The sequence below is a fragment of the Micromonospora sp. NPDC047557 genome (genome assembly GCF_043205095.1).
Taxonomy (GTDB): Bacteria; Actinomycetota; Actinomycetes; order Mycobacteriales; family Micromonosporaceae; genus Micromonospora.
In genome coordinates this window covers 1063395-1083793 of the sequence record NZ_JBIDDK010000001.1, presented here as the reverse complement: position 1 = coordinate 1083793, position 20399 = coordinate 1063395, and the positions used below count along the sequence as shown (strand labels likewise).

At 71.3% G+C, this 20399-nt stretch carries 19 protein-coding genes; 13 read left to right on the top strand and 6 right to left on the bottom strand.

Features of this window, described 5'->3' with window-relative positions:
• The first annotated feature begins 31 nt into the window (after positions 1-31).
• The 8 genes from nuoH to ACGGAQ_RS04970 all read left to right on the top strand — a co-directional run bounded on the left by nuoH (position 32) and on the right by ACGGAQ_RS04970 (position 9353).
• Positions 32-1384, top strand: coding sequence for an NADH-quinone oxidoreductase subunit NuoH (gene nuoH, locus ACGGAQ_RS05005; RefSeq protein WP_393044706.1), 1353 nt, complete (start codon positions 32-34; stop codon positions 1382-1384).
• Between the two features lies 1 nt (position 1385).
• Positions 1386-2027 carry an NADH-quinone oxidoreductase subunit NuoI gene (nuoI, locus tag ACGGAQ_RS05000; protein ID WP_393044704.1) on the top strand — a complete coding sequence of 214 codons (642 nt, stop codon included), beginning with the start codon at positions 1386-1388 and terminating at the stop codon, positions 2025-2027.
• On the top strand, positions 2024-2794 hold the full coding sequence (locus ACGGAQ_RS04995; RefSeq protein WP_393044702.1) for an NADH-quinone oxidoreductase subunit J: 771 nt from the start codon (positions 2024-2026) through the stop codon (positions 2792-2794). Before nuoI ends, ACGGAQ_RS04995 begins: the two co-directional genes overlap by 4 nt.
• The gene (gene nuoK, locus ACGGAQ_RS04990; RefSeq protein ID WP_007454601.1) at positions 2791-3090 is read left to right on the top strand and encodes an NADH-quinone oxidoreductase subunit NuoK; all 300 of its coding nucleotides are present in this window, start codon (positions 2791-2793) and stop codon (positions 3088-3090) included. The genes ACGGAQ_RS04995 and nuoK overlap by 4 nt, the downstream gene beginning before the upstream one ends.
• A gap of 11 nt (positions 3091-3101) precedes the next feature.
• The gene (gene nuoL / locus ACGGAQ_RS04985; RefSeq protein WP_393044700.1) at positions 3102-5027 is read left to right on the top strand and encodes an NADH-quinone oxidoreductase subunit L; all 1926 of its coding nucleotides are present in this window, start codon (positions 3102-3104) and stop codon (positions 5025-5027) included.
• Between the two features lie 64 nt (positions 5028-5091).
• The gene (locus tag ACGGAQ_RS04980) at positions 5092-6627 is read left to right on the top strand and encodes an NADH-quinone oxidoreductase subunit M (RefSeq protein WP_355134268.1); all 1536 of its coding nucleotides are present in this window, start codon (positions 5092-5094) and stop codon (positions 6625-6627) included.
• Positions 6624-8177, top strand: a complete 1554-nt coding sequence (nuoN, locus tag ACGGAQ_RS04975; protein ID WP_393044698.1) for an NADH-quinone oxidoreductase subunit NuoN — start codon at positions 6624-6626, stop codon at positions 8175-8177. The genes ACGGAQ_RS04980 and nuoN overlap by 4 nt, the downstream gene beginning before the upstream one ends.
• Before the next feature lie 90 nt (positions 8178-8267).
• A complete protein-coding gene (locus tag ACGGAQ_RS04970; RefSeq protein ID WP_393044696.1) occupies positions 8268-9353 on the top strand; it encodes a polyprenyl synthetase family protein in 1086 nt (361 codons plus the stop codon).
• A gap of 76 nt (positions 9354-9429) precedes the next feature.
• On the opposite strand, the gene ACGGAQ_RS04965 is transcribed toward ACGGAQ_RS04970, so the two are convergent.
• Positions 9430-10638, bottom strand: a complete 1209-nt coding sequence (locus tag ACGGAQ_RS04965; RefSeq protein ID WP_393044695.1) for an MFS transporter — start codon at positions 10636-10638, stop codon at positions 9430-9432.
• Positions 10639-10792: 154 nt separating this feature from the next.
• Between ACGGAQ_RS04965 and ACGGAQ_RS04960 the strand changes: the two genes are divergently transcribed.
• Positions 10793-11575: an IclR family transcriptional regulator C-terminal domain-containing protein gene (locus ACGGAQ_RS04960; protein WP_354860437.1), complete on the top strand. Its 783-nt coding sequence runs from the start codon at positions 10793-10795 to the stop codon at positions 11573-11575.
• A 110-nt stretch (positions 11576-11685) separates the two neighbouring features.
• Here ACGGAQ_RS04960 and ACGGAQ_RS04955 read toward each other — a convergent pair whose 3' ends face one another.
• Entirely contained in the window at positions 11686-13812 is a 2127-nt protein-coding gene (locus tag ACGGAQ_RS04955) for a PhoX family protein (RefSeq protein WP_393044693.1), read from the bottom strand.
• A gap of 237 nt (positions 13813-14049) precedes the next feature.
• On the opposite strand from ACGGAQ_RS04955, the gene ACGGAQ_RS04950 reads away from it, so the two are divergent.
• A complete protein-coding gene (locus ACGGAQ_RS04950; RefSeq protein WP_234584867.1) occupies positions 14050-14544 on the top strand; it encodes a sigma-70 family RNA polymerase sigma factor in 495 nt (164 codons plus the stop codon).
• The gene (locus ACGGAQ_RS04945; RefSeq protein WP_393044691.1) at positions 14541-15260 is read left to right on the top strand and encodes an anti-sigma factor family protein; all 720 of its coding nucleotides are present in this window, start codon (positions 14541-14543) and stop codon (positions 15258-15260) included. Before ACGGAQ_RS04950 ends, ACGGAQ_RS04945 begins: the two co-directional genes overlap by 4 nt.
• 42 nt (positions 15261-15302) lie before the next feature.
• On the opposite strand, the gene rarD is transcribed toward ACGGAQ_RS04945, so the two are convergent.
• The 4 genes from rarD to eccE all read right to left on the bottom strand — a co-directional run bounded on the left by rarD (position 15303) and on the right by eccE (position 19350).
• Positions 15303-16229 carry an EamA family transporter RarD gene (rarD, locus tag ACGGAQ_RS04940; protein WP_393044689.1) on the bottom strand — a complete coding sequence of 309 codons (927 nt, stop codon included), beginning with the start codon at positions 16227-16229 and terminating at the stop codon, positions 15303-15305.
• Positions 16226-16723 carry a GNAT family N-acetyltransferase gene (locus tag ACGGAQ_RS04935; protein ID WP_393044687.1) on the bottom strand — a complete coding sequence of 166 codons (498 nt, stop codon included), beginning with the start codon at positions 16721-16723 and terminating at the stop codon, positions 16226-16228. The genes rarD and ACGGAQ_RS04935 overlap by 4 nt, the downstream gene beginning before the upstream one ends.
• 119 nt (positions 16724-16842) lie before the next feature.
• The gene (locus tag ACGGAQ_RS04930) at positions 16843-17229 is read right to left on the bottom strand and encodes a phage holin family protein (RefSeq protein ID WP_234584566.1); all 387 of its coding nucleotides are present in this window, start codon (positions 17227-17229) and stop codon (positions 16843-16845) included.
• A 111-nt stretch (positions 17230-17340) separates the two neighbouring features.
• Positions 17341-19350, bottom strand: coding sequence for a type VII secretion protein EccE (gene eccE / locus ACGGAQ_RS04925; protein WP_393044684.1), 2010 nt, complete (start codon positions 19348-19350; stop codon positions 17341-17343).
• A gap of 290 nt (positions 19351-19640) precedes the next feature.
• On the opposite strand from eccE, the gene ACGGAQ_RS04920 reads away from it, so the two are divergent.
• Together ACGGAQ_RS04920 and ACGGAQ_RS04915 are read left to right on the top strand one after the other, a co-directional pair.
• On the top strand, positions 19641-19961 hold the full coding sequence (locus ACGGAQ_RS04920) for a WXG100 family type VII secretion target (RefSeq protein WP_354860428.1): 321 nt from the start codon (positions 19641-19643) through the stop codon (positions 19959-19961).
• A gap of 21 nt (positions 19962-19982) precedes the next feature.
• Positions 19983-20276, top strand: coding sequence for a WXG100 family type VII secretion target (locus ACGGAQ_RS04915; protein WP_393044682.1), 294 nt, complete (start codon positions 19983-19985; stop codon positions 20274-20276).
• The last annotated feature ends 123 nt before the right edge of the window (positions 20277-20399 follow it).

Sequence of the window (20399 nt, the reverse complement as noted above, 5' to 3'; positions counted from 1 at the left end):
GCCCCGCAGTCGCGAACGAAAGGTGGGCACTGTGACTCCGTCACTCCTGGCCCAGGACCCGACGCTTGCCGACTTCGGTCGGGATCCGTGGTGGCTGGTCCTTGGCAAGATCGTCTTCGCGTTCGCCTTCGGCCTGCTGGCCACCCTGCTCGGTGTCTGGTTCGAGCGGCGCGTGGTGGGCTACATGCAGGTGCGGCCCGGCCCCAACCAGGTCGGCCCGTTCGGCCTGCTGCAGACCCTCGCCGACGGCCTCAAGATGGCCTTCAAGGAGGACATCCTGCCGAAGGCGGCCGACAAGGTCGTCTACTTCTTCGCCCCGACGATCTCGGTGATCTGCGCGGTCACCGCGCTGTCGGTGGTGCCGTTCGGCCCGATGGTGAGCATCGCCGGTCACCACACGCCGTTGCAGGTCACCGACGTGCCGGTGGCGGTGCTGCTGCTGCTGGCCTGCTCCTCGATGGGCGTCTACGGCATCGTGCTGGGCGGGTGGGCCTCCGGCTCGACGTACCCGCTGCTCGGCGGCCTGCGGTCCAGCGCCCAGATGATCTCCTACGAGGTCGCCATGGGGCTCTCCATCGTGGCCGTCTTCATGACCGCCGGCACGATGAGCACCAGCGGGATCGTCGCCGCACAGGGCGACGCCACCCGGCTGACCCTCTTCGGCACCGAGATCCCGGCCCCGGGCTGGTACGCGATCCTGCTGCTGCCGAGCTTCGTCATCTTCTTCATCGCCACCGTCGGTGAGACCAACCGGGCGCCGTTCGACCTGCCCGAGGCCGAGTCCGAGCTGGTCGCGGGCTTCATGACGGAGTACAGCTCGCTGAAGTTCGCGCTCTTCATGCTCAGCGAGTACGTCGCCATGGTGACCATGTCCGCGGTCACCACCACGCTGTTCCTCGGCGGCTGGCGGGCGCCGTGGCCGATCACGCTGTGGGAGGGCGCCAACTCCGGTTGGTGGCCGATGCTCTGGTTCTTCGGCAAGGTGATCGCGCTGGTCTTCGTCTTCGTGTGGCTGCGTGGCACGCTGCCCCGGCTGCGCTACGACCAGTTCATGCGCTTCGGCTGGAAGGTGCTGCTGCCGATCAACCTGGTCTGGATCCTGGTCCTGTCGGGCCTGCGCTCCATCGAGGACTGGGACTCGCGCGGCAAGCTGATCGCGGTCGGCATCCCGGCCGGCGTGCTGTTGCTCGCCACGCTGTTCTGGCCGAGCCGGAAGCCGCAGCCGAAGCCGACCGCGCAGGAGCAGGTGGACAGCCGGCCGTACGGGAGCTTCCCGCTGCCACCGATGGATCTACAGGTACCACCGAGCCCGCGTATCACGCGCGTGGTCGCCGAGCGGGAGCCGGCCAACATCGTCGCCGGCTCGGACTCCAGGGAGGTGTGACGTGGGCGCGATCACCGGAACGTTCAAGGGATTCGGTGTCACCTTCTCGCACATGTTCAGGAAGGTCGTCACGACCGACTATCCGTTCAAGCCGCCGGTGTCGGCGCCGCGCTACCACGGGCGGCACATCCTCAACCGGCACCCGGACGGCCTGGAGAAGTGCATCGGCTGTGAGCTGTGCGCCTGGGCCTGCCCGGCGGACGCGATCTACGTCGAGGGCGGCGACAACACCGACGAGCAGCGCTTCTCGCCCGGTGAGCGGTACGCCAGCACCTACCAGATCAACTACGCGCGGTGCATCTTCTGTGGGCTCTGCATCGAGGCCTGCCCGACCCGTTCGCTCACCATGAGCAACGAGTACGAGCTGGCCCGGGACAACCGGCAGGATCTGATCTTCACGAAGGAGCAGCTGCTCGCTCCGCTGCTCGAGGGCATGGAGCAGCCGCCGCACCCGATGCGCCTGGGTGACAGCGAGAAGGACTACTACGTCGGCGCGCTGGACAACCCGGGCACCTCCGCCGGTGCCGAAACGTCCCCCATGGGCCCCGGCCGCTACCAGGTCGAGGAGCACCCAGGCGTGACGTTCCCGGGCGCCGAGCAGACCGCCCAGCGCGCGGCGGCCGGCAAGGGAGAGGGAGCATGACCACGTCTACGGTGCTGGCCGCGGCGGGCGGGGTGTCCGGCGGCGAGGAGGTCACCTTCTGGATCCTCGCGCCGCTCGCGCTCATCGGCGCGATCGGGATGGTGGCGGCCCGCAACGCGGTGCACTCGGCGCTCTGGCTGGTGCTCACGATGCTCTGCCTGGGCGTGTTCTACGTGCTCCAGGCCGGGCCGTTCATCGGCATGGTGCAGATCATCGTCTACACCGGCGCGATCATGATGCTCTTCCTGTTCGTGCTGATGCTTGTCGGCCGGGACGCCTCCGACTCGTTGATCGAGACGCTGCGCGGTCAGCGCGTCGCCGCGATCCTGCTGGGGCTCGGCTTCGCCGGTCTGGTCGGCACCGCCGTCTACAACGCCATGGACAAGACCACTGCGGTCGGCCTCAACCAGGCCAACGCCGAAGGCAACGTGCAGGGCATCGCCCGGCTGCTGTTCACCAAGTACGTCTTCGCGTTCGAGCTGACCTCGGCGCTGCTGATCACCGCGGCGGTCGGCGCCATGGTGCTCGCGCACGTCGAGCGGCGCAAGCAGGACAAGGTCGACCAGCCGTCGACGATGCGGGCGCGCTTCGCGCCGGGCAACTACCCCGGCCCCAAGCCGGGCCCTGGCGTCTTCGCCACCTCCTCCTCGGTGGCCACCCCGGCGCGGCTGCCGGACGGGCGGCTCACCGAGCGGAGCACGCCGGACATCCTGCCGGTCCGCGAGCTGACCGCGCAGGAGACCACGCTGAAGGGGACCGACAGGTGACGCCCAATCATTACCTCGTGCTGGCGGCGGTGCTGTTCACCATCGGCGCGTCCGGGGTGCTCATCCGGCGCAACGCGATCGTGCTGTTCATGTGTGTCGAGCTGATGCTCAACGCGGCCAACCTGACGCTGGTCACCTTCAGCCGCATCAACGGTGACCTCAACGGCCAGATCATGGCGTTCTTCGTGATGGTGGTGGCCGCGGCCGAGGTCGTCGTCGGCCTCGCGATCATCATGTCCATCTTCCGGACCCGGCGCTCGGCGAGTGTCGACGACGCCAACCTGCTCAAGTACTAAGGGGCAAGCGAGTGGAAGAGACTGTGCAGTACGCAGAGGCCACGGGCTTGCTCGGCAGCGTCTGGCTGCTGGTGGCGATCCCGCTGGTCAGCGCGGCCATCCTGCTGCTGCTCGGCCGGCGGGCCGACCGCTGGGGGCACTGGTTGGGCGTCGCGGCCATCGGCGCCGCGTTCGTGCTCGGGCTGGCGTCCTTCTTCCAGCTGCGCGGCCTGGAGAACAAGTCGGCCGAGCTGAGCCTCTGGGACTTCATCGCGGTCGGTGACCTGCGAGTCGACTTCGGCCTGCTGTTCGACCCGCTGGCCGCGGTCTTCGTCCTGCTGATCACCGGCGTCGGGTTCCTGATCCACCTGTACGCCGTCGAGTACATGGCGCACGACGCGGGTCGCCGCCGGTTCTTCGCGTACTTCAACCTGTTCGTCGCGGCCATGCTGCTGCTGGTGCTCGGCAACAACTACGTGATGCTGTACTTCGGCTGGGAGGGCGTCGGTCTGGCGTCGTACCTGCTGATCTCCTTCTGGTACGGACGGCCGAGCGCCGCCACGGCCGGCAAGAAGGCGTTCCTGATGAACCGGGTCGGCGACACCGGCCTCGCCATCGGCATCTTCATCATGTTCGCGACCCTGGGCACCACCCAGTACGACGAGGTGTTCAACGGTGTCGGCGCGCTGACCGGCACCACGGTGCTGGTGCTCGGCCTGCTGCTGCTGCTCGGTGCGGCCGGCAAGTCCGGCCAGTTCCCGCTGCAGGCGTGGCTGCCAGACGCGATGGAGGGCCCCACCCCGGTGTCGGCGCTCATCCACGCCGCCACCATGGTCACCGCCGGTGTCTACCTGATCGCCCGGTCCAACCCGATCTTCTCCGCCAACTCGACGCTCCAGCTCGTGGTGGTCAGCGTCGGCGCGCTCACCCTGCTGATGGGCTGCGTCATCGGCGCGGCGAAGGACGACATCAAGCGGGTGCTGGCCTGGTCGACGGTCAGCCAGATCGGCTACATGTTCCTCGGCGTCGGCCTGGGCGGTGGCGCGTACGCGCTGGCCATCGTGCACCTGCTGGCGCACGGCTTCTTCAAGGCCAACATGTTCCTGGGCGCCGGCTCGGTCATGCACGGCATGAAGGACCAGGTGGACATCCGCCGCTTCGGTGGGCTGTCGACGTACATGAAGGTCACCTGGTTGACGTTCATGATGGGCTGGCTGGCCATCATCGGCATGTTCCCGTTCTCGGGCTTCTTCTCGAAGGAGCCGATCATCGTGGCCGCCTTCGAGCGGGAGGACTGGACCGCCTGGCTCTTCGGCGGTGCGGCGCTGCTCGGCGCCGGGCTGACCGCGTTCTACATGACCCGGCTGTTCGTGCTCACCTTCCACGGCCCGAAGCGGTGGACCGAGGACATCGAGCACCCGCACGAGTCGCCGAGGCTGATGACCATCCCGCTGATCCTGCTGGCGGTCGGCTCGGTCGGCGCCGGTTTCCTGCTCTCCACGTCCGTTCCGGACTGGCTGACGGCGACCGCCGGGCTGGGCGGCGAGCACCCGGAGCACGAGGCGGTTCTCGCGCACGGCGTGATCACCGCGCTCTCGCTGCTGGTGACGGTGCTCGGCGCCGGGCTGGCCTGGTTCCTGTTCCGGGCCGGTACGGCCACCGCGCCGCAGCCGGCCGGGGTGCTGGTCACCGCCGCCCGGCGCAACCTCTACACCGACGCGGTCAACGAGGCGGTCTTCGAGAAGCCGGGCATCTTCCTCACCCGGGCGCTGGTCTTCCTCGACAACCGGGGCATCGACGGGCTGGTCAACGGGCTCGCCGCCGGCGTCGGCGGCGGTTCGGGCCGGCTCCGGCGGCTGCAGACCGGTTTCGTCCGCTCGTACGCCACCTCGATCCTGGCCGGTGCGCTGCTGGTGATGGCGGCGTTCCTGGCGGTGCAGGCGGGGTGGTTGGCGTGATCGACCTGAATACGCCCGCCCCCGCCGGCGGACCACGCATCCACGACGGAGGTAAGGCCGCATAATGTCCAACTTCCCGTTCCTCTCGGTGCTCACCGTGGCGCCGCTGGTGGGCGCCCTGGTGGTGGCCTTCCTGCCGCGCCACCGGCCGGAGCTGGCCAAGCAGGTGGCGTTCGTCTGGTCGCTGCTGGTGCTGGTGCTCTCGGTGGTGATGTGGGTCAGCTTCAACGCGGGCGGTGACCGGTTCCAGTTCCGGGAGTCGTACTCCTGGATCCCGAACTGGGGCGTCAGCTTCACCTTCGCCGCCGACGGCATCGCGCTGGTGATGCTCATGCTGATCGCGGTGCTGGTGCCGCTGGTGATCCTGGCCTCCTGGCACGACGCGGAGTCCTCCAAGCGGTCCATCCCGGTCTACTTCGCGCTGCTGCTCATCCTCGAGAGCACGATGATCGGCGTCTTCGCCGCCGCCGACGTCTTCCTGTTCTACGTGTTCTTCGAGGTCATGCTGGTGCCGATGTACTTCCTGATCGGCAGCTACGGCGGCCACCAGCGGCAGTACGCGGCGGTGAAGTTCTTCCTCTACTCGCTGGTCGGCGGTCTGTTCATGCTGGCCGCGGTGATCGGCCTCTGGGTGGTCGGCGGAAAGACCTTCGACTGGCAGGCGCTGTCGCAGGTGGACATCAGCACCGGCACCGAGCGGTGGCTGTTCCTCGGCTTCTTCCTGGCGTTCGCCATCAAGGCCCCGTTCTTCCCGTTCCACACCTGGCTGCCGGACGCCGGTGGCGCCGCCCCGGCGGGCGCCGCCGCGCTGCTGGTCGGTGTGCTGGACAAGGTCGGCACGTTCGGGATCCTGCGCTACTGCCTGCCGCTGTTCCCGGAGGCGTCGAAGTGGTTCGCGCCGTGGGCGCTGGCGCTGGGCGTCATCGGCATCATCTACGCGGCGCTGCTGGCGGTCGGCCAGAACGACCTCAAGCGGCTCGTGTCGTACACGTCGATCGCGCACTTCGGGTTCATCGGGGTGGGCATCTTCGCCTTCACCACGCAGGCCGGTACGGGCGCGGTGCTCTACATGCTCAACCACGGTCTGGCCACCGGCCTGCTGTTCCTCGTGGTCGGCATGCTGATCTCCCGGCGTGGCTCGTCGTTGATCAGTGACTTCGGCGGCGCCGGCAAGCTGGTCCCGGTGCTCGCCGGTGTGCTGTTCTTCGCCGGTCTCGCCTCGCTCGCGCTGCCCGGCACCGCGCCGTTCATCTCCGAGTTCCTGGTGCTGATCGGCACGTTCACGGTGAACAAGCCGGTGGCGGTCATCGCCACGGTCGGCATCATCCTGGCGGCGGCGTACGTGCTGTGGATGGTGCAGCGCACCACGCAGGGCACGCTCAATCCGGCGCTGACCGAGGTCGACGGGATGCGCCGGGACCTCAACCTGCGCGAGAAGGTCGTGGTCGCTCCGCTGGTCGCGCTGATCGTCCTGCTCGGCTTCTATCCCAAGCCGGTCACCGATGTGATCAACCCGGCCGTCCAGGCGACCATGGACGACATCGGCAGAACCGACCCGGCCCCGTCCGTGGGCGGCACCGTCCAGGAGGCGGCAAAGTGACCGAGTTGAAATTGCCGTCGCTGGACTACGCGGCACTCGCCCCGATCATGATCATGCTGGGCACCGCGTTGCTCGGTGTGCTGGTCGAGGCGTTCGTGCCGCGCCGCTCGCGGCACGTGGTGCAGCTGACGTTGGCGCTGCTGGCCGTCCTCGCCGCGCTGACCATGGTGGTCCTCAACGCCGACGACCGGCTCGTCACGGCCGGTCAGTCCATCGCGGTGGACGGGCCGACGCTCTTCCTCCAGGGCGCCATCCTGGTGCTGGCCGCGATGGCGCTGCTGCTGATCGGTGACCGTTCCGTCGAGCGGGGCGGCGCGTTCGTCGCCCAGGCTGCGGTGACCGCCGAGTCGGCCGACGACCGCAAGCAGGCCGAGGGGCGCAACGGGCTCACCGAGGTGTACCCCCTCGTCACGTTCGCGATCGGCGGCATGCTGATCTTCGTGGCGGCGAACGACCTGCTGACCATGTTCATCGCGCTGGAGGTCTTCTCCCTGCCGCTCTACCTGCTCTGCGCGCTGGCCCGCCGCCGGCGTCTGCTGAGCCAGGAGGCGGCGATGAAGTACTTCCTGCTCGGCGCGTACGCCTCGGCGTTCTTCCTGTTCGGGGTGGCCCTGATCTACGGCTTCACCGCAGGTGTTCCCGGCCGGTCGGCCGGGGTCGACTTCGCCACCGTCAACGCGGCGGTGACCGAGTCGCCGGCCAGCCCGGTGCTGCTCTTCGCCGGCATGGCGTTGCTCGCCATCGGTCTGCTCTTCAAGGCCGCCGCGGCCCCGTTCCACGTGTGGACGCCGGACGTCTACCAGGGTGCGCCGACCCCGGTCACCGGCTTCATGGCCGCCTGCACCAAGGTCGCGGCGTTCGGCGCGCTGCTGCGCGTCTTCCACGTCGCGTTCGAGGGCGGGGGCTGGGACTTCACGCCGGTGCTCGGTGCGGTGGCGGTGCTGACCATGCTGGTCGGCGCGGTGCTCGCGGTCACCCAGACGGACATCAAGCGGCTGCTCGCGTACTCCTCGATCGCCAACGCCGGCTACCTGCTGGTCGGTGTGCTGGCGCCGAGCCGCGACGGGCTCTCCGGCACGATGTTCTACCTGGTCGCGTACGGCTTCTCGGTGCTGGCCGCGTTCGCGGTGGTGACCCTGGTGCGCGACGCCGACGGGGAGGCCACCCACCTGTCCCGCTGGGCCGGGCTGGGCCGGCGCTCGCCGTTCTACGCAGGGTTGTTCACGTTCATCCTGCTGGCGTTCGCCGGTATCCCGCTGACCAGCGGCTTCACCAGCAAGTTCGCGGTCTTCGGGCCGGCGCTGGACGGCGGTCAGGCCTGGCTCGTCATCGCGGGTGTGCTGACCAGCATGGTGCTGGCGTTCCCGTACCTGCGGGTCGTGGTGATGATGTGGCTGTCCGAGCCGGGCGAGTCCACGCCGACGGTCACCGTGCCGGGCGGCCTCACGTCCGCGGCGCTGATGGTCGGCGTGCTGGCCACCCTGGCGCTGGGTGTCGCCCCTGGTCCACTGCTCGACCTGGCTACCGGAGCCGCAGAATTCGTGCGGTGAGACGTACCGCGGACAGCGGAGGCCGGCGCGCGAACGCGTGCCGGCCTCTACTGCGTATCCCCGACCCGGAGCAGGTCGAACGGGTGTGGCATGGTTGATGGTGTGGTGATTCCGGCTGGCGAGCGTTCAGGTGCCACCGGTTCCGGCGGTCGTCGGGGTCGGGCGAGCACGAGTCAGTTCGGCGCGCTCGGCCTTCATCTTGCCGATCCCCGCGTCGAGGCGTCCGTGCTGGGGCTGCTGGACGCGGTCGAGGTCGAGCTGCGCGCCAGTGTGGCCAGCGCCGACCCGTTCGTCACGGAGGCGGCCCGGCACCTCCTGGAGGCCGGCGGAAAGCGGTTCCGGCCGCTGCTGGTGGCGCTCGGCGCTCAGTTCGGCGACCCGTCGGGCGCACAGGTGGTCCCGGCGGCCGTGGTGATGGAGCTGACCCACCTGGCCACCCTCTACCACGACGACGTCATGGACGAGGCCGCCGTGCGGCGGGGCGCACCCAGCGCCAACTCGCGCTGGACCAACTCGGTCGCCATCCTGGTCGGCGACTACCTCTTCGCCCGCGCCGCGGACATCGCGGCCGATCTGGGCCCCGAGGCCGTCCGGTTGCAGGCGCGAACCTTCGCCCGCCTGGTGCACGGTCAGATCGCGGAGACGGTGGGTCCGCGCGCCGGGGAGGACCCGGTCGCGCACTACCTGAGCGTGATCGCCGAGAAGACCGGGTCGCTGATCGCCACGTCGATCCGGTTCGGCGGCATGTTCGGCGGCGCCCCCGCCGAGCAGGTCGAGGCCCTCGCCGGCTACGGCGAGACCATCGGCGTCGCGTTCCAGCTCACCGACGACCTGCTGGACATCGCGTCCGAGTCGGTGCAGTCGGGCAAGACGCCCGGCACGGACCTGCGCGAGGGTGTCCCGACGCTGCCGGTGCTCTACGCCCGTGCGGCCGACGACTCCGACGCCGCGTCGGTGCGGCTACGGGAGATCCTGGCGACCGGCCCGTTGACCGACGACGCGCTGCACGCCGAGGCCCTGGGGCTGCTCCGGGAGAGCCCGGCGCTCAAGCGCGCGCGGGAGACCGTACGCAGCTACGCCGAGGACGCCCGCGCGCGCCTGACCCCGCTCCCCGCGAGCGCGTCACGCCAGGCGCTGGAATCGCTCTGCGACTACATCGCCGACCGCACCAGCTAACCCCCACCCCCGGTCACTCGGTTGATCATGAAGTTATTGCCCCGACACGCCGTCTGATCGGGCAACAACTTCATGATCACGCGGGGTCGGGGTCGGCGCCGGGGCGTGCGGCGGTCAGGAGGCGGCTGCCCATCAGCATGAGGGCGGCGGCGAGCAGCATCGCCACCGCCGCCGTGGCCCACATGGCCGGGTAGCCGAAGTGGGCGGCGAGCGGGCCGAGGCTCAACGGGCCGAGGCAGCCGCCCGCGTACACCCCGGTCTGCGTGATCGAGGTGGCGGCGGCCGGGGCCTGCGGGTGCAGCCGGACCACCGCGAAGTTCATGAGGCCGGGCCATGCCCAGCCCAGGCCGAAGCCGAGCACCACGCCGGCCACCAACGGCACCGGGCCGGCCACCGCGAGCAGACCGAGTCCGGTCGCCCCGACCACCAGCATCGCGGCGATGAGCGCGACGTGACCGCTGGCCCGGCGGTCGGCCAGTCCGCCGGCGCCCACCCGGGCGGCCACGCAGACCGCGCTGCCCAGGGTCAGGGTGAGGCCGGCGAGGCCCGGCGAGAGACCCCGGGCGGCGGCCGAGTCCACCAGGAAGGTACCCAGCGCGTTGGCCGCGCCCGCCGCCAACGTCGCCGCCGCGCCGATCACCACCAGCGCCGTCGTGGCCCGGCCGGCGCGCGTCGCGTCGGCCCGTCGGTCCCGGCCGGGCAGCTGTCGGGGTACGGCCGGCAGCGTCGTCAGCGCCGCGACGGCCGCGACCACGAACGCCCAGCGCCACCCGGCGGTGAGCGCGATGGTGGGCACCGCCGCGCCGGCCAGCAGGGTGGAGACCGGAATGGCCGCCTGCTTGACACCGAACGACAGCCCCTGCCGGTTCGGGGGCACGTGCTGGGCCAGTGCCGCGTTGCTGGCCAGTTGGCCGAGGGCGTTGGCGGCGGCGCTGAGCGCCAGCAGAGCGAGCAGCACCTCGTACGAGCGGGCGACCGCCGCCACGGCCAGCATCGACCCGGAGGCCAGCACGATGCCGCAGCGGGCCACCACGGCCGGCCCGTACCGCTCGACGAGCCGGCCGGACGGCACCGAGGCCAGCGCGCTCACGCCGAAGTAGACGGACACGGCCAGGCCCAGCCCGGCCGGGGAGAACCCGAGGTCCGCTCCCATCTGCACGGCGAGGCCGCCGAGGAGGAAGACGGGCAGTACGCAGGCCACGGTGGTGGCGACGGCGCCGGCACTGGCCCGGATCGGGCGGGTCCGGGCGCGGTCTTCAGCGGGGGTGAGGGCGGTGTTGGTCATCGTCCGGCAAACCTACGCGAGTCAGACTCGGACCACTCCTGGTGACCAGTGGCCTACGAGGAGTGGATGGTGATCTGGCATCCTCGACCCGAACAGGCATTTCGCACCCGGCCTGTTTTTCATATGGTGTAAGTCCCCGGCGGCGGAGGTGGTTGTGCGCGACCCCTTGGCAGAACCCTCGGACCTGATCCGCAGCGTGTCCCGAGCACTGCGGGTGCTCGAGTCGGTCGGTCGCGCTCCGAAGGGCCTGACCGTCAAGCAGATCGCCCGACGGTGCGAGCTGACCGTGGCCACCACCTACCACCTGGTCCGCACGCTCGCCTACGAGGGCTACGTGATCCGTCGGGAGGACGGCACGTACATCGTGGGGCTGGAGGTGGCCGATCGTTACCGCGAGCTGGTGACCGCGTTCCGGGGCCCGCCGGTGGTCGGTGAGACGTTGCGCCGGGCCGCCGTGGACACCGGCTACAGCCACTACCTGGGCCGCTTCGTCGGCGGTCAGGTCGCCATCACGGCGGTGGCCGAGGGGCACCGCTCGCCCTACCTGGAAGACCTGGTCCCCGGCTTCGACGAGGGGGCGCACGCGACCGCCCTCGGCAAGTCCCTACTCGCCACCCTCACCACCGAGCAGCGTTTCCGCTACCTGCGCGAGTACGGCATGCGCTCGTTCACCACCGCGACGCTGACCACCACGGAGGCGTTCGAGGCCGACCTGGCCGCCGGCGACCGGCGCGGGATGCAGCTGGAGCTGGGGCAGTTCCGCCAGGGCGTGGCCTGCGCGGCGGTGCTCGTCACGCCGGACAAGGACATGGAACGTCGGGTCGTGCTGGCCTGCGCCCTGCCGGCGAGCGAGATGATGACCTCCGCTCGGGTCGTCCGGGCCAAGCTGCTCACCGTCGCCCGCACGGTCGCCGACGGCATCGCCGCCGACCACTGACGCGCCGGATGCCGAGAGGCCCTCTCCCGGGCTGGGAGAGGGCCTCTCGGGGCGGTCCAGCGCCGAACCGCCGGAGCAACGTCAGCGGCCTGCCGGCCGCGGGAGCACCGTCAGCTGCCCACCGGGCCGCCGTCGAGGCGCCAGGTGACCACCACGCCCGGCTTGGCGTAGTCGCCGTCCGGCCAGTTCGAGGCCGGGTTCTCCACCGACGCGCCGGTGATCTCACCCGGGTGCTGCACGGCGACGAAGACCGAGCGGTTGTCGCCGGTGATGAACGGGCCGCAGGTCTCGGCGCCGAGCGGCACGGTGAGGAACTGCTTGAGGTGACCCTTCTCCGGACCCTCGACGGCGGTGGCGAAGAGGCCGTCGTTGCTGCCCAACGCGTTGCCGTCGGTGGAGATCCACAGGTTGCCGGTGGCGTCGAACGCGACGTTGTCCGGGCAGGAGATCGGGGAGACCTTGGTCTTGTCGTACCCGGCGAAGAAGGTCGACGGGTCGGTCGGGTCGCCACAGACGATCGGCAGCGACCAGGCGAAGGTCTCCGAGGTGTTGTCGTTGCGGTCCTCGACCAGCTCCAGGATCTGCCCGTGCTTGTTGGCGTTGCGCGGGTTGGCCTCGTCGGCCGCCGCCTTGCCGGCCTTGCCGCGGTCGGTGTTGTTGGTCAGCGCCACGTAGACCTTGCCGGTGAGCAGGCTCGGCTCGACGTCCTCGGGGCGGTCCATCTTGGTCGCGCCGACCTTGTCGCCGGCGAGCCGGGTGAAGGTCAGCACGTCCGCGGCGGTCATCCCGTCGACGAACGAGCGGTTGCCGCTGACCAGCTTGATCCAGCGACCCCGGCCGTTGAACGCCCCGTCGGCGGGGAGTTTGCCCGAACCGTCGATCTCGCCCGCGCTGGTCTGGTCGAGCTGCGCGACGTAGAGCGTGCCGGACTCCAGCAGCGTGAGGTTGTGCTTGCGAGCCGCCCAGGAGTTGCCCTTGAGGAACTTCTTCTCCGAGACGAACTTGTAGAGGTAGTCGAACCGCTCGTCGTCGCCCATGTACGCGACCACGTGCCCGTCCTTGGCGACGATGACGTTCGCGCCCTCGTGCTTGAAGCGGCCCATCGCGGTGTGCTTGCGCGGGCGGCTCTCCGGGTCGAACGGGTCGATCTCGACGACCCAGCCGAACCGGTGCGCCTCGTTGGGGTGCTTGGCCAGGTCGAAGCGCTCGTCGGCGCGCTCCCACTTACGGCTGCCGCTGGGGTAGCGGGACGCGGTGGTGATGCCGTAGCGGTCCAGCTTCGGCTTGAGGTCGGCCGGAGCGGCATCCGCGCCGACGAAGTACTGGTTGAAGTTCTCCTCGCCGGAGAGCACCGTCCCCCACGGCGTCACGCCACCGGAGCAGTTGTTCAGCGTGCCGACGACCGTACGGCCCTTGGGGTCGGCGGCGGTCTTCAGCCAGGCCGAGCCGGCGGCCGGGCCGGTCAGGTCGAACTTCGTGCTGAGCGCGGTGACCCGCCGGTTGTACGGCCGGCGGCCGTTGTCCACGGGCTTCCACTGCCCGGTGCCGGCGACCCGCTCCAACTCCACCACCGACATACCGTGCGCGGCCATTGCCGTGCGCAGTTGCTCCACGGAGAGCCCGTCCAGGCCGGGGAAGCCGGGGAACATCAGGTCCTCGTTGGTGTACTCGTGGTTGACCACGAGCAGCGCCCGCCTGCCCTGCTTGTCCAGCGGCAGCACCCCGACGAAGTCGTTGTTGTAGCCGAACTGCTTCGACTGGGCGGCGGCGGTCTGGTGGTGCAGATCGAACTCCGGCGCGCCCGGCAGCACCGGGTCGCCCCACTTGATCACCACGGCATGGTCGTAGCCGTTCGGCACGACCAGGGTGTCCAGCTTGTTCGGCGGGATCGGCTTGAAGGTCAGCGCGCCGCTGCCGACGCCCGTGGCGGGACGGCCGAAACCGAAGCCCTCCGGCACGTCCGGGGTGGCGGGGGCGGCTGCGGCGGGGGCCGCGCCGGCCAGCGCGCCGGCCGCCGCGCCACCGAAGCCGAGGACCAGGGCGCCGACCGCGCCGGCCCGGACGACGCCGCGCCGGGAGACCTCCGCGTTCACCACGTCGCCGAAGTACGCGTTGTCCGACGTGTTCGGGACGGGGTGGTCACAGGCGTTGCCGCAGCGGTACAGACAGGTCATGGCGTCACGGGTGCCATGACGGTTACCGGTCAACAGGGGGAGCAGCCGGGGACGGTCGCTCATGGGAGTGGCCTCCAGGAAAGTCGGTGGCACGACAGGCGGCGTACCAGCCGGACGCTAGGAGGACGTGGTGAGCGGTCGTCGGCCGCAATGTGAACCAGGCGTGAACACCTGCGTGGGGACCAGCGGTCTGACCTCGGGCTGAACCGTTCGGCGTGACCGCACGTATTCCCGAGCGGACACACCGCCGGACGCGCGCCCGGAAGTGAGGAGACCGCCATCAGTGACCATGACGCCCAACTGCTGCGGGCGCTGCACGACGAGCACGCGGAGGCGCTGTACGCACACGCCCTGCGGCTGGTCAACGGCGATCGGCAGCGGGCCGAGGACCTGGTGCAGGAGACGCTGCTGCGGGCCTGGCGGCACCCCGAGTCCCTCGACCCGCGACGCGGCTCGGTACGCGCCTGGCTGTTCACCACCGCCCGTAACCTGGCCATCGACGCCTGGCGGCGACGGTCCACCCGGGTCGGTGAGGTGTTCACCGACGAGCTGCCCGAGCCGCCCGAGGTGGTCGACGAGGCAGAGCGTGCGGTGGAGGCGTGGACCGTCGCCGAGGCGTTGAACCGGCTCAGCCCCACCCACCGCGAAGTGCTTGTCGAATGCTTCTACCAGGGGCGGTCGGTGGCCGAGGCGGCGTCGCGGCTGGGCGTGCCGCCGGGCACGGTGAAGTCGCGCACCCACTACGCCCTGCGCTCACTACGGTTGGTCCTGGCCGAGATGGGGGTGACGGGATGACTCGGTGCGAGTTCGCGCACGACGACGGCGCGTACGTGCTGGGTGCCCTGGCCCCCGCCGAGCGGGCGGCCTACGAGCGGCACCTCGCCGGCTGCGCCTCCTGCCGGGACGCGGTCGCCGAGATCGCCGTCCTGCCCGGACTGCTCGGTCGCCTCGACCCGGCGGGCCTGGAGCAGTTCCTGCCGCCGCCGTCCCCGCCCCGGGTGCCCGCGCTGCTGGAGGAGGCCCGGAGCCGCCGGCGCCGCGAGCGCGCCGCGACCCGTCGGCGGTACGCCCTCACCACGCTGGCCGCCGCCGCGCTCGCCCTCGTGGTGGGTGTCGGCACGGCCGCGGTGCTGCCCCGACCGGTCGCCCCGCCGGTCACCCCGGGGGCACAGGGCACCCGCCCCGCCCCGCAGGTGTCGATGGTCGCCATGCGGCCGGTGGCCACCGCCGGGCCGGTGCACGCCGAGATCGGGTTGGCCGGCAGCAAGTGGGGCACCGAGGTGATCATGCACTGCGGGTACGACGCGCGGACGAGCTACGGCAAGGCGTACCCGTTCCGGCTGGTGGCGCACGGCCCGAACGGCAGCAGCGAGCAGATCGGCTCGTGGCTGGCGGCCCCCGGCGACGACCTCAGCTTCACCGGCGTCACCCGCTTCACCGACGCCGAGCTGGTCAGCGTGGAACTCCAACGATCCGACGGCACCCCCCTGCTGACCTACGCGGTCCCCTGACCCCGCGCAGCCCGGCGCGGGGGCAGGGCAGGGCGGGGTGGTTCAGGGGGTTGGGACGGGGCTCGGGAGACGAGGGGTGCTGCGGGACTGGCGGGACTGACGGGCCTGGCGAATGGCGTCGGCGGTGAAGACCACCAGGGCGAGCCAGACCAGTGCGAAGCCGGCGAGGCGGGCCGGCGGCATCGGCTCGTGGAAGATCAGCACGCCGCAGGCGAGCTGGAGGATCGGCGCCAGGTACTGGATCATGCCGAGGCCGGTCAGTGGCAGCCGGTTGGCGGCCCCGGCGAAGAGCAGCAGCGGGATCGCGGTGGCCGCGCCGGCCAGCACCAGCAGCGCGGTGTGCCCGGCCGAGACGTGCCCGAAGGTCAACCCGCCATGCCGGTTCAGCCAGGCGAGATAGCCCAGCGCGGGTAGCGCCAGCACCGCCGACTCGACGAAGAGCCCCTCGGCGGCGGGCAACCCGAGCTGCTTCTTGATCAGGCCGTAGCCGGCGAAGCTGAACGCCAGGCTCAGGGCCAGCCAGGGCAGCCGGCCGTAGTCGACGGCGAGCACCGCGACGGCCGACGCGCCGATGCCCAGCGCCACCCACTGCGCCGGGCGGAGTCGTTCCCGCAGCACCGTCACCCCGAGCAGCACCACCACGAGGGGGTTGATGAAGTAGCCGAGCGCGGTCTCCACCACCCGGTTGGAGCTGACTCCGTAGATGTAGATGCCCCAGTTAATGGCGATCAGCGCGGACGCGGCGACGATCCCGGCGACCGTCCGGCGGCGGCGTAGCAGCGCCCGCAGGAAGCCGATGTTGCGCAGCGCGCCGAGCAGCAGGGCCACGAAGAGCACCGACCAGACGATCCGGTGGGCCAGGATCTCCAGCGGGCCGGTGGGCCGCAGCAGCTTGAAGTAGAGCGGAAAGAAACCCCAGAGCAGGTACGCACCGATGCCGTAGAGGTATCCCAGGCGGAGTGGCGTCACGCCTCCACCGTAAGGGGTGAACCTCCGCTTTGTTCCTTTCCGGTGATCGGAGTCACCGGCGGTCGCTGGTCGAGATTCATCCACCGCTGCGGTACGTCCAACGGGGTGAAGCCGACCCGCGCGTACACCTCGTGCGCGTCGTTGGTGGCCAGCAGGATCCGGCGTACGCCCAGCTCGGCCAGGTGGTCGCGGACCGCGCCGGCCAGCCAACCACCCAGCCCGAGGCCCCGCGAGGCCCGGTCGACGTACACGTCGCAGAGCCAGGCGAAGGTGGCGCCGTCGGTGACCACCCGGGCCACCGCGACCTGGCGGCCGTCCCCGGGTCGGTAGACGCCGAAGGGCAGTGACCCGGCGAACGCCCGCACGACCGTCTCCCGGTCACGCCCCAGCGCCCAGTACGCGTCGGTGGACAGCCAGTGGTGTATCCGGTCCAGATCGAGCCGGGCGGGATCGGTGCTGATCAGGTGGCCGTCGGCGCGGGTTAGCGAGAACACGCCTGCGAGGCTAGCCAACCCGACCGGCTCGCAAACCCGCCAATTCCCGAAATCTGGTCGCCGCACCGCCCGGCCCATCGGGAGCCGGGCGGTGCGGGTCGGTGGTGGTCGGTCGCCGGTCAGTCCCGGTCGAGAACGGCGCCGAGGATCCAGGTCACGATGCTCACGAACAGGGCGCCGAGCACGGCGGCCGGCCAGAAGCCGTCCACCGAGAACGGCAGCCCGGCCTGGTCGGCGATCCAGCTGGTGAGCAGGAACAGCAGTCCGTTCACCACCAGCGCGATGAGACCCAGGGTGAGCAGGTAGAACCCGCAGCCGACGGTCTTGATGACCGGCTGGAGCACCGCGTTGACGACGCCGAAGATCACCGCCACCAGGATCAGCGTGGTGACCGTCTCCACTGCCGAGGTCGACTCCAGGTCGATGCCCGGAATGAGCAGTGTGGCCAACCAGAAGGCCAGCGCCGTGGTGGCCAGCCGAATCAGCAACCCTTTCAGAAAACCCATGGCCGGGATCGTGCCACGGACCACTCACCGGCGTAACCCACCAGTTGACCATCCAGGACGACGCGTCCCAGGGCGGGCCCGGCCGCAGCTCGGGTCGGCGCCCCCGCCGGCTCAGCCGCGCGCCGGCCGGCCGATCAGCTGGGCCTCGATCGGGGTGGGGGAGAGCAGCGCCCACCGCAGGGCTCGGCGGTTCACCACCGCCACCATGTCGTCCCGGATCCGCGTGAGCCAGTCGGCCGACCCACCCAGCCCCAGCGCCGCGCCGGCCAGCGCGGCCTCGGCCGCGTGCAGCGGCTGCAGCACCGCCAGGTCGGCGCGGCTCAACGCCTCCACATCGGCCGGGGTCAGCTCGTCGCGCACCACGAGGGTGGCCCGCCACGCGGGACCCGGCTCGGTCTCGGCCGGCGTCGGCCCGGCGTCGACCACCAGCAGCAACGGCTGGAGCGCGGTGCCCACCGAGTCGGCGACCGGTCGGCCCGGCGGGATCAGCGGGATCGTTCCGCCCGGAGCGCCCACACCTCGCACGAACGGCTCCCAGACACGGGGTCGCGCCGTCTGCACCACCACCAGCGCGCCCAGGGCCATCGCCCGCAGCGCCACCAACTGCGCGGCGCGCACCCCGCCCACCAGCATCACCCGGGTGCTCTCCGGCCGGAACAACCGCACGGTGACCGCACCGCCGTGCCGGTTGGTGCCGACCATCATCCCCGCCTCGCCCAGGGTCAGCTCCCAGTCGTCCAGCGCCACCGCTGACTGCCCCTCGGCGCTGGTGAGCGCCACCGGCAGCGTGCCGGCCAGCCCGGTCAGGTGCGCGCCGTCGAGTCTGCGCAGCGTCCCGCCCACGCCGCTGACCAGTCGGCCCAGCGCGTCGACGGCCATGGTCAGCTCGGCGGTCGACGCGGCGGCCAGGCGTACGGCCATCTCGGTCGTCGCCGCCCCGGTGCCGCCGGCCGGCGGTGGCCCCGCGCAGAGCGACACCGTCGTCGCGGTCGCCGGCAGCGCGAGCAGCCGGGGCACCAGCCGCCGCGCGGCCGGGGCGCCGGTCTGCGGCCAGTCGACCAGCCGGAACGTGGCCTGGACGAGAGCGCCCGAGCGGAGCAGCGGCCACGACTCCCGCACCGGCTGGCCGTCGTGGTGGGCCAGCTCGCCCAGCACGCGCAGTGCCGCCGGTACGCCGAGCGGCCGGGCGGTCAGCGGCCCGAGTCGGCGGACGATCCGGCGTACCGTGCCGGCGAGCGCCCGACGCAGGGCCTCCTGCGTCCACCCGTCCGCCCGCAGCACCCGGATCGCCAGCACCGCCCGCTCCCGCCCGGCGAGCCGTCCGTCGGTGAGCTGCCGGTACGACGTGCCGACGGTGCCACCCGCCGTCGGAACGGGCGCCGGCGTCCCGCTGAGGAGCAGTTGGATCCGCAGCGGCGGCACGTCCGGACCGGGCGTCGGCAGCAGCGCGGCCGGCGCGGGGATCGCTCGGGACGCGTCGCCCAGCAGGTCGCCGGGATCGCCGAGCTCCAGAAGCGCCACCAGGCCGCCGGTGTCCTCCAGTACCGCCGCCGGCCCGCCGGACAGCTCCGTCGAGTGGACCACGGCACCGGGTGCGACCAGGGCGAGCAACCCGGTCGGGCCGGGCTGCTGGCCCAGCACACGGCGTCGGGTCACATGCCCGGCGGCGGTGCCCAGCCACTCGAAGAGCCACCGGCCGCGGACCCGGACGCCGGCGACCGCCACGAGGAGTGCCGCCATCAGCAGCGCGGCGACGGTGACCGGCGTGCCTCGGCCCAGCGCCACGAGGATGACCGCGACGGCGACCTGCCCGGTGACCAGTTGACCCGCGCCGATCCCCGCGCCGCGTCGGCTGAACGCGGCCCACCGGCCGCCAGATCGTCGATCGAATACGCGATCCCTGGCTGCCCCCGACCCGGGGACGCCGAGGGCGGGCGGCGCGATGTCGACGGCCACGGTCGCGGTTGCTCCGGTGTCGACACCCGGCGCGGTGCCGACAGATGCGGTCGTTCCGACGGCGGTGGGGGCGCCCGACCCGGCTGTCGGGGCGCTGGCGGCCGGGACCGGGCCCCAACCGGGCCTGCTCGCCGGCTGCGAGCCTCCGGTGGTGATCGGCGACACCGCGCCTCCTCGACCAGTTGGGACGTGCCGGGCGGCCGACCGTCCCGGGACTGCCCGTCACGCGCCGCGACGTGGCTGCCGCACATCGTAAGCGACCGATGGCTGCCGTGGTTGTCCACAGGGGAGGCGCGTGGGGTAGCAGAACGGCTACCGGGCCGCTACCGTCAGCCACGAAGTTCATCGCTGACCCGCGTCCACCCATGCTCGTCGACCGGGCCACGCGATCGGTGCGCTCCCACGGTGGGCGCAGAGCCGGCCAGGCACGACCGAGGAGACGAGGTGATGTTCGGGTGTCCCAGACCCAGGCAGAAGCGGCGGTGATGCGGCAGACCGCCGCGAAGTTCGAGCAGGTGGACCAGTCGTTGCAGTCCATGCTGACCGGCCTGCTGGCCGAGCTGGAGGTGTTGCAGCAGGCCTGGCGCGGTGCCGGTGGGCGGTCGTTCGAGCAGGTCAAGCGGCAGTGGTCAGAGGATCAGGCCGCGTTGCACCGGGCCCTGCGGGAGACCGCCGGGGCCATCCGCACCGCCGGCCGACAGTACGACGTCTCGGACGACGAGGCGGCCAGCCGGGTGGCCGGCACCAACCGCGGCGGCATCCAGCTGCCGCTCTGACCTGCCGGAAGGGGAGTTCCGATGGACCACGGTGTGCTGGTCGTCAACTTCGCCGCGCTGCAACAGGCCGGCGCGGACATTCAACGGGCGCTGAACAGGCTCGACTCGCAGCTTGGCCAGCTCGAACGCGACGCCGCGCCGCTGGTGTCGGCCTGGGCGGGTGACGCCCGACAGGCGTACGAGCAGCGCCAGGCGCGGTGGCGGTCCGCCTCGCAGGACCTGCAGGCGATGCTGCGCGCGATCAAGCTGGCGGTGGACGACTCCGCGGCCGACTATCTGGACACGGAGAAGAAGAACACCGGGCTGTTCCAGTGACGCCGGTGGGCCGGGAGCGCTGACCGTGCCCGCGTCGGCGCCCCGGCCACCCTCCGACGAGGGGCGCCCGCGTGCTGGCCGATCGAGGCGACATCATGCACGCGGGGCACCGGGGTCGACGCC

Coding starts and splice junctions, on each gene's coding strand:
- ACGGAQ_RS04995 (WP_393044702.1), top strand. CDS start 2,024: ATGACCACGTCTACGGTGCTGGCCGCGGCGGGCGGGGTGTCCGGCGGC.
- ACGGAQ_RS04930 (WP_234584566.1), bottom strand. CDS start 17,229: ATGGGTTTTCTGAAAGGGTTGCTGATTCGGCTGGCCACCACGGCGCTG.
- ACGGAQ_RS04945 (WP_393044691.1), top strand. CDS start 14,541: ATGACTCGGTGCGAGTTCGCGCACGACGACGGCGCGTACGTGCTGGGT.
- ACGGAQ_RS04980 (WP_355134268.1), top strand. CDS start 5,092: ATGTCCAACTTCCCGTTCCTCTCGGTGCTCACCGTGGCGCCGCTGGTG.
- ACGGAQ_RS04915 (WP_393044682.1), top strand. CDS start 19,983: ATGGACCACGGTGTGCTGGTCGTCAACTTCGCCGCGCTGCAACAGGCC.
- ACGGAQ_RS04970 (WP_393044696.1), top strand. CDS start 8,268: ATGGTTGATGGTGTGGTGATTCCGGCTGGCGAGCGTTCAGGTGCCACC.
- ACGGAQ_RS04955 (WP_393044693.1), bottom strand. CDS start 13,812: ATGAGCGACCGTCCCCGGCTGCTCCCCCTGTTGACCGGTAACCGTCAT.
- ACGGAQ_RS04965 (WP_393044695.1), bottom strand. CDS start 10,638: ATGACCAACACCGCCCTCACCCCCGCTGAAGACCGCGCCCGGACCCGC.